Below are 7,899 nucleotides of genomic sequence, written 5' to 3'. Positions count from 1 at the left end.
GCCCCGGTCAGGCGGAGCGGCGGGAGCCCGAGGCGGGACGGCGGTGCCCCGCCGCGGCCCGCGCCACGGCGGGGGCGCCGCGCCGGCGGTAGACCAGGTAGGGCCGGGCCAGGTAGCCGATCGGAGCGCTCCACACGTGCACCAGCCGGGTGAACGGCCAGGCCGCGAAGAGCAGGCAGGCGGTCAGGGCGTGCAGCCGGAACAGCAGCGGCGCGCCGGACATGGCCTCCGGCTTGGGCTGGAGGGCGAACAGGCCGCGGAACCAGACCGAGACGGTCTCCCGGTAGTCGTAGCCGGGGCCGAACACGTTGTGCGCGGCGGTGGCGGCGATGCCCAGCAGGACGGTGGCCGCCAGCAGCGGGAACAGGAGCTTGTCGCTGCGGTCGGTGCCGAGCCGGATCCGGCGGGTCAGCAGCCGCCGGGCGCACAGCATGCCGAGCCCGGCGACCATCGTGACGCCCGCGACCGACCCGGCCGTGACGGCGGTGAGGTGGTAGGCGTGCTCGCTGATCCCGGCGGCCTCGGTCCACGAGTCGGGGACGACCAGGCCGACCACGTGGCCGCCGATCACCATGAAGGCGCCGATGTGGAACAGCGGGCTCCCCCAGCGCAGCCACCGGTGCTCCAGGAGCTGGCTGGTGCGGGACGTCCAGCCGAACTGGTCCTGGCGGTAGCGCCAGACGTGCCCGACCGCGAACACGGCGAGGCAGACGTACGGAACGGCGACCCACAGCAGGAGGTCGGCTCCGCTGGTGGACGCGGCGGCCAGTGGGGTGGGTGCGGCGTTCATCGGGGACCTTCCGGACGGCCGTCCGGGACGGGCGGCTCGTGGGTGGGCGGGGTGGCGGACACACCGCTGGGCGGGGTGGCGGACACACCGCTGGGTGGGGTGGTGGACACACGGGTGGGCGGGGCGGGCAGGGGCGGGACGAAGGTGCCGGGCGGGGCGAACTCCCCGGCGCCGTAGGTGCCGTACGGGTCGAGCCCGACGTCCTCGTTCGGCGGGCCCTCGGCGACGAGCCGGGCCACCGCCTCGCGGTCGGCGTCGGTGGACGGCGGCAGCAGGGTGAGCAGCGCCGCCAGGACGTGCCGGTAGGGGGATCCGGAGTCGGTCAGCGCGCGGTGGATCAGCTCCAGCCCGCGCCGGTGCTGCCGCAGCGGCGCCTCGCCGGGGCCCGGTCCCGCGAGGGCGGCGAACTCCAGCACGACGGGCAGGTGGTCGGGCAGCTCGCCGCCGTCGGTGTCCCACCCGGCGGCCCGGTAGCGCTGGTTGAGCGTGAGCAGGGCCATGCCGCGGCGGCGGGTGTCGCCGTGCATGTAGTAGGTGAGGTAGAGGCTGCTCTTGCGGCGCAGGTCGAACATCTCGACGTAGTGCCGCTCCAGCGCGTCCGGCTCCTGGGCCACGAGCCAGGCGGTGAACTCCGCCAGGTGCTCGGCGGCGGACGACGCGGGCAGCCCTTCTACGGCGTCCCGGAGCACTTCCCGGGCCGCGGTGAGCTCGGCGTCCGGGTACTGGAGCATGAGCGAGCACAGCCGCAGCAGCAGGGTGCGCGTCTCGTCCGGCTCGGGGACGGCCTCGACCGCGCGGCGGGCGGTGTCCCGGTCCGGGTCGCGGAAGACGGGGGTCGGCAGGGGCAGCGGGCTCATGGACGGCCTCCCTCGGGGTGGTCGGCGCCGCGGCGGCGCAGGGTGGGGACGCCGAGCATGACCCGCCGCCCGCCGGCGTCGTCCGGCCCGCCGGACGACTCGACCGGGCAGCGGTTCTCCATCGCGGTCAGCGCGGCGGCGTCCTCCTTGTGCGCGGCCGGGACGACGTACCGGTCGGCGTACTTGGCGACGGCGAGGAGCCGGTGCATGTCGCGCGCCTCGTCGGCGGTGAGGCCGACGGCCTTCAGCAGGACCTCGTCACCCGCCTCGCCGAGGTTCACCCCGCGCATGTACGAGCGCAGCGCGCTGAGCTTCATCAGCACGCCGCCGACGACGTCGGCGTCCCCGGCGGTGAACAGCTCGGCCAGGTACTCCAGCGGGATGCGCAGCCGGCTGACGGCGGCGAACACGTGGTCGGGGTCGTCCTGGTCGCCGCCCGCCGCGTCCACGGCGTCGAGGACGGGCGACAGCGGCGGCACGTACCAGACCATCGGCAGCGTCCGGTACTCCGGGTGCAGCGGCAGCGCCACCTTGTACCGCATGACCAGGTCGTACACCGGGGAGCGGCGGGCCGCGTCCAGCCAGTCGCCGGGGATGCCGGCCGCGCGCGCCGCGGCGATCACCTCGGGGTCGCGCGGGTCGAGGAAGACGCCGCGCTGGGCGTCGAGCAGGTCCTTGGGGTCGGGGGTCGCGGCGGCCTCGCCGACGCGGTCGGCGTCGTACAGCAGCAGGCCGAGGTAGCGCAGCCGCCCGACGCAGGTCTCCGAGCACACGGTGGGCTGCCCGGCCTCGATGCGCGGGAAGCAGAAGGTGCACTTCTCGGCCTTGCCGGTGGCGTGGTTGACGTACACCTTCTTGTAGGGGCAGGCGGTGACGCACATCCGCCAGCCGCGGCAGGCGTCCTGGTCGACCAGGACGATCCCGTCCTCGACCCGCTTGTACATGGCGCCGGACGGGCAGGCCGAGACGCAGGCCGGGTTGAGGCAGTGCTCGCAGAGGCGGGGCAGGTGGAACAGGAAGGACTGCTCGTACTCGAACTTGACCTTCTCGGCCCACTCCCCCGTCAGGTTGGGGTCGCCGCCCGCGTTCTCGGGCGCGCCGCCCAGGCCGTCCTCCCAGTTGGCGCCCCAGGTGATGTCGGTGGGCTCGCCGGTGAGGACGGAGCGGGGGCGGGCGACCGGCATGTCCTTGCCCGCCGGGGCGTTGACGAGGTTGTCGTAGTCGTAGGTGACGGGCTCGTAGTAGTCCTCCAGGGACGGCAGGTGCGGGTTGGAGAAGATCGACAGCAGGCGCCTGCCGCGTCCGCCGGAGCGCAGGACGAGCCGTCCGCGCCTGTCGAGCATCCACCCGCCCTTCCAGTGCTCCTGGTCCTCGTAGCGGCGCGGGTAGCCGACGCCGGGCTTGGTCTCGACGTTGTTGAACCAGGCGTACTCGACACCGGGCCGGTTGGTCCACGTCTGCTTGCAGGTGACCGAGCAGGTGTGGCAGCCGATGCACTTGTCGAGGTTCATCACCATCGCGATCTGTGCCATGACGCGCATGTTCAGTACTCCACTTGCTGGTCGCGGCGGCGGATGACGGTGACCTCGTCGCGCTGGTTGCCGGTCGGGCCGTAGTAGTTGAAGGCGTAGGTGAACTGGGCGTAGCCGCCCGCCAGGTGGGTCGGCTTGAGCAGCAGCCGGGTCAGGGAGTTGTGCATGCCGCCGCGCCTGCCGCTGATCTCGGTCTTCGGCACGTTCACGTTGCGGTCCTGCGCGTGGTACATGTACACGGTGCCCTCGGGCATGCGGTGCGTGACCACGGCGCGGGCGGCGACGACGCCGTTGCGGTTGTACGCCTCGATCCACTCGTTGTCCCTCACGCCGATCCGCTCGGCGTCGGCGGTGGACATCCAGATCACCGGCCCGCCGCGGGACAGGTCGAGCATGAACTTGTTGTCCTGGTAGTTCGAGTGGATCGACCACTTGGAGTGCGGGGTCAGGTAGCGGACGGTGACCTCCGCCCGGCCGCCCTCGTGCAGGTGCTCGTCGCCGTAGTGGCGGGGCGTGTTCAGCGGCGGCCGGTACACCGGGAGCTGCTCGCCGAGCTCGGCCATCCAGTCGTGCTGGACGAAGAAGTGCTGCCTTCCGGTGAGGGTGTGCCAGGGCTTCTTGTGCTCGGTGTTGATGACGAAGGGCGAGTAGCGCCGTCCGCCGGTCTCCGAGCCCGACCACTCGTAGGACGTCATCACCGAGCGCGGCTGGGTGCGGGTGTCGGCGAAGGTGATCCGGTCGGCCTCGCGCTCGGCGGACAGCTCCACCAGGCCCTCGCTGCCGGTCTGCCGCTCCAGCTCGCGGAAGCCCTCGGTGGCGAGCCGGCCGTTGGTGGTGCCGGACAGCGCGAGGATCGCCTCGCACATGTCGGACGCGGTGGCCAGTGAGGGGCGTCCGGCGGCGATCCCGTCCCGGACCGTTCCGCAGCGGTGCCGCAGGGCGTCCAGCTCCTGGTCCGGGTGGACGGTGACGCCCTTGGTGGTGGTGCCGAGGGTGTCGAACAGCGGGCCGATCGCGCGCATCTTCTGCGCGGTCGCGGCGTAGTCGCGTTCGACGACGACCAGCTTCGGCATGGTCCGGCCGGGGACGGGCTCGCACTCGCCCCTCTTCCAGTCCCGCACGACGCCGCCCGGCTGGGCGAGCTCGTCCGGGGTGTCGTGGGTGAGCGGCACGGCGAGGACGTCGGTGCGGGCGCCCAGGTGCTCGGCGGCCAGCTCGCTGAACCGGTCGGCGAGGCCGAGGAAGGTGTCGTAGTCGGTGCGGGCCTGCCAGGGCGGGGCGATCGCCGGGGTGAAGGCGTGCACGAAGGGGTGCATGTCCGTGCTGGACAGGTCGTCCTTCTCGTACCAGGTCGCGGCGGGCAGGACGACGTCGGAGAGCAGCCCGGTGGAGGTCATCCGGAAGTCCATGGTGACGAGCAGGTCGAGCTTGCCCTCGGGCGCCTCGTCCCGCCACACCACCTCCTTCGGGCGGGCCTCGGGCGGGGTCTCGGCGGACCGGACGGCCGCGTCGGTGCCCAGCAGGTGGCGCAGGAAGTACTCGTTGCCCTTGCCGGACGAGCCGAGCAGGTTGGCCCGCCAGACGGTGAGGACGCGGGGGAAGTTCGCCGGGTCGTCGGGGTCCTCGGCGGCGAACCGCAGCCGGCCGGCCTTGAGCTCGTCGACGATGTGCTCGGCGACCGGACGGCCCGCCGCGGCGGCCTCGTCCGCCAGGTCCAGCGGGTTGCGGTTGAAGCCGGCGTGGCCGGGCGTCCAGCCGAGCCGGACGGCCTGGGCGAGGCAGTCGGCGAACCCCTGGCCCGCGAAGCGGCCGTTGCCGAGCGGGGACGCCAGCTCGTCGGGGCCGAACGCCTCGTACCGCCACTGGTCGGAGTTCAGGTACCAGTAGGAGGTGCCCGCCATGTGCCGGGTGGGGCGCTGCCAGTCGAAGGCGAACGCCAGGTGCTGGAAGCCGGTGATCGGGCGGACCTTCTCCTGGCCGACGTAGTGCGCCCAGCCGCCGCCGTTGACGCCCTGGCAGCCGGTCATCGTGGTGAGCGCCAGGAACGCGCGGTAGATCGTGTCGGAGTGGAACCAGTGGTTGGTGCCCGCGCCCATCGCGATCATCGACCGGCCGCGGGTGCGCTCGGCGTTGCGGGCGAACTCCCGCGCGATCCGGGCCGCCTGCCTGGCCGGGACGGAGGTGATGGTCTCCTGCCAGGCGGGGGTGTAGGGCTCCGACGCGTCCTCGTAGGACGACGGCCAGTCGCCCGGCAGACCCGGCCGGGCGACGCCGTACTGCGCCAGCATCAGGTCGAAGACGGTGGTGACCAGGCGTCCGCCGATCCGCCGCACGGGCACGCCGCGCACCATGACCGAGCCGCCCTCGGTGGCGCCCTCGTCGAAGCGGGGCAGCGCCACGGCGACCGTGTCCTCGGCGCGCTCCAGCAGGCTCAGCTCGGGGGTGGTGTCGCCCAGGTCGAGGTTCCAGCGGCCGGCGCCGGTCTTCCCCCAGCGGAAGCCGAGGGAGCCGTTCGGCACGACGGGCTCGCCGGTCGCCGCGTCCAGCAGGACGGTCTTGGAGCCGGCGTTCTCGGTGTCCTCGCCGAGGTCGGCGGCGGTGAGGAAGCCGTCCGGGACCAGGCCGCGCTCGTGCTCGCGCAGCGTCACCAGGAACGGGGCGTCGGTGAACCGGCGCAGGTAGTCCTGGAAGTACGGCACCTGGCGGTCGACCAGGAACTCGCGCAGGATCACGTGGCCCATGGCCATCGCCAGCGCGCCGTCGGTGCCGGGGTGCGGGGCCAGCCACTCGTCGGCGTGCTTGACGTTGTCGGCGTAGTCGGGGCTGACCGCGACGATCTTGGTGCCGTTGTAGCGGCTCTCGGTGAGGAAGTGCGCGTCGGGCGTGCGGGTCACCGGGATGTTGGAGCCCCACATGACCAGGTAGCCCGCGTTCCACCAGTCCGCGGCCTCGGGCACGTCGGTCTGGTCGCCGAAGACCTGCGGGGACGCGACCGGCAGGTCGGCGTACCAGTCGTAGAACGACAGCAGGGTGCCGCCGATCAGCGACATGAACCGGGCGCCCGCGGCGAACGACGCCATCGACATCGCCGGGATGGGCGAGAAGCCCGCGACGCGGTCCGGGCCGTACCGCTTGACCGTGTGCACGTGGGCGGCGGCGACCAGCTCGTTGACCTCGTCCCAGTCGGCGCGCACCAGGCCGCCCTTGCCCCGGGCGCGCTTGTAGGCGGACGCCTTGGCGGGGTCGCCGGTGATCTCCGCCCACGCGGCGACCGGGTCGCCGAGGCGGCCCCGGGCCTCGCGCCACATCTTCAGCAGCTCGCCGCGCACGTAGGGGTACCGGACCCGGCTCGGCGAGTAGGTGTACCAGGAGAACGAGGCGCCGCGCGGGCAGCCGCGGGGCTCGTACTCGGGGCAGTCGGCGCCGATGGACGGGTAGTCGGTGGCCTGGTGCTCCCAGGTGATGATGCCGTCCTTGACGTACACCATCCACGAGCAGGACCCGGTGCAGTTGACGCCGTGGGTGGAGCGCACCACCTTGTCGTGCGCCCACCGGTCCCGGTAGAAGCTCTCCCACTTCGGGTCGCCGTCCCCGAACACGGCGCGGCCGTCGGCCGACACCTCACGGCGCGTCAGCAGCCTGCGGGCGCCGAGCGGCCAGCCGTCCCCGGCGCGCGACGCCTGGTGCCGTGCGTTCTGATCGTTCTCCATGACCGGAACGCTAGAACTCGCCGCGCCGGAAAACCTGAGGCGGGAGGTCCCTCCCGGATGACCTTACGTCCCTATCCGGAGGGTCGTTTCAGGGACCAACGGCCCTCCCGCCGGGGCCCGGTCGGCACAGGAGCGCGGGTCCGCGGAGGGCGCATGCTGGGCACCGACCGAACCGCGGGGCCGCTCCGCCCGACCGCGTCCCGCTCCTACCGGACGACCATTCCCCCGGCCGCCCGCCGCCTCAGGTGACGGTGCGGGCGGGCGGGACGGCCCGCGGTCCGGTCGCGCGTCCGGCCGCCCCTCGCGGCCGGACGCGCAGTCCCACCGGACGCGCCGTTCACACCGGACGCGCCGTCCGTGCCAGGTGGCACCGTCCACACCGGACATGCCGTCCATACCGGACCCGAACCGCTGGAGACGCGAATGAGCGTGCTCACCCTCGCCTCGGCCCCCGAGGACGCCAGGGCCCTCGAAGACGCGCGGGCGCACCACGCCCGGCTGGCCGGTGAACTGGCCGGACGCGTGAAGACCCTGATCACGGCCGTGGACTGGGATCCCAACGCCGCCGAGACGATCCACGCGAACCTCGTCGTCTTCTGCGACCGCGCGCTGCTGCCGCACGCGGCGGCCGAGGAGGCGGCGCTCTACCCCGTGGCCCACCGCCTGCCCGACGCGCGGCTGCTGGTGGAGAGCATGCTCGGCGAGCACCGCCGCCTCACCGCGCTCGTGGACGCCCTGCGCGACGCGCCCGGCCCGGTGGAGGCCGCGCCCGACGCGCGGGCCCTCCAGGTGCTCTTCGAGGAGCACGCGGCCAAGGAGAACGACATCCTGCTGCCGCTGCTCGCCGCCGCGTCCTCGGTCTCGCTGGCCGGACTGCTCGCCGAGACGCACCGCCGGTTCGCGGACGCCCGGCGCGCCGCGGGCCACGGCGACGAGGAGGACGCCGCGACCGGCGGGGACTCCGAGGCCGGCGGCGCGGCGGAGGCGCGGGGCGGGGGGACGGGCGGCTG

General features: G+C 73.5%; 5 protein-coding genes. 1 reads left to right on the top strand and 4 read right to left on the bottom strand.

Annotation, left to right across the window (positions count from 1 at the left end; translation table 11 throughout):
* Positions 1-7 precede the first annotated feature (7 nt).
* From narI to DZF91_RS31735, 4 genes are read right to left on the bottom strand one after another with little or no spacing between them, the layout of a single operon-like run.
* Entirely contained in the window at positions 8-790 is a 783-nt protein-coding gene (gene narI / locus DZF91_RS31750) for a respiratory nitrate reductase subunit gamma (RefSeq protein WP_117360752.1), read from the bottom strand.
* Positions 787-1,647 (bottom strand): nitrate reductase molybdenum cofactor assembly chaperone, encoded by an 861-nt coding sequence (gene narJ / locus DZF91_RS31745; protein WP_117360751.1) that lies wholly within the window; start codon positions 1,645-1,647, stop codon positions 787-789. Before narJ ends, narI begins: the two co-directional genes overlap by 4 nt.
* The gene (gene narH, locus DZF91_RS31740) at positions 1,644-3,188 is read right to left on the bottom strand and encodes a nitrate reductase subunit beta (RefSeq protein ID WP_117360750.1); all 1,545 of its coding nucleotides are present in this window, start codon (positions 3,186-3,188) and stop codon (positions 1,644-1,646) included. Before narH ends, narJ begins: the two co-directional genes overlap by 4 nt.
* 2 nt (positions 3,189-3,190) lie before the next feature.
* On the bottom strand, positions 3,191-6,889 hold the full coding sequence (locus DZF91_RS31735; RefSeq protein ID WP_117360749.1) for a nitrate reductase subunit alpha: 3,699 nt from the start codon (positions 6,887-6,889) through the stop codon (positions 3,191-3,193).
* 423 nt (positions 6,890-7,312) lie between these two features.
* Between DZF91_RS31735 and DZF91_RS31730 the strand changes: the two genes are divergently transcribed.
* A partial coding sequence (locus DZF91_RS31730) for a hemerythrin domain-containing protein (protein ID WP_147341485.1) occupies positions 7,313-7,899 on the top strand: 587 nt, incomplete at its 3' end.

Source organism: Actinomadura logoneensis (genome assembly GCF_003428695.1).
GTDB lineage: Bacteria > Actinomycetota > Actinomycetes > Streptosporangiales > Streptosporangiaceae > Spirillospora > Spirillospora logoneensis.
This window is presented reverse-complemented; position numbering and strand designations above follow the sequence as displayed.

What these genes read in the sequence shown, in the direction of transcription:
- narI (WP_117360752.1), bottom strand. Translation starts at nt 790, where the DNA reads ATGAACGCCGCACCCACCCCACTGGCCGCCGCGTCCACCAGCGGAGCC.
- narJ (WP_117360751.1), bottom strand. Translation starts at nt 1,647, where the DNA reads ATGAGCCCGCTGCCCCTGCCGACCCCCGTCTTCCGCGACCCGGACCGG.
- narH (WP_117360750.1), bottom strand. Translation starts at nt 3,188, where the DNA reads ATGCGCGTCATGGCACAGATCGCGATGGTGATGAACCTCGACAAGTGC.
- DZF91_RS31735 (WP_117360749.1), bottom strand. Translation starts at nt 6,889, where the DNA reads ATGGAGAACGATCAGAACGCACGGCACCAGGCGTCGCGCGCCGGGGAC.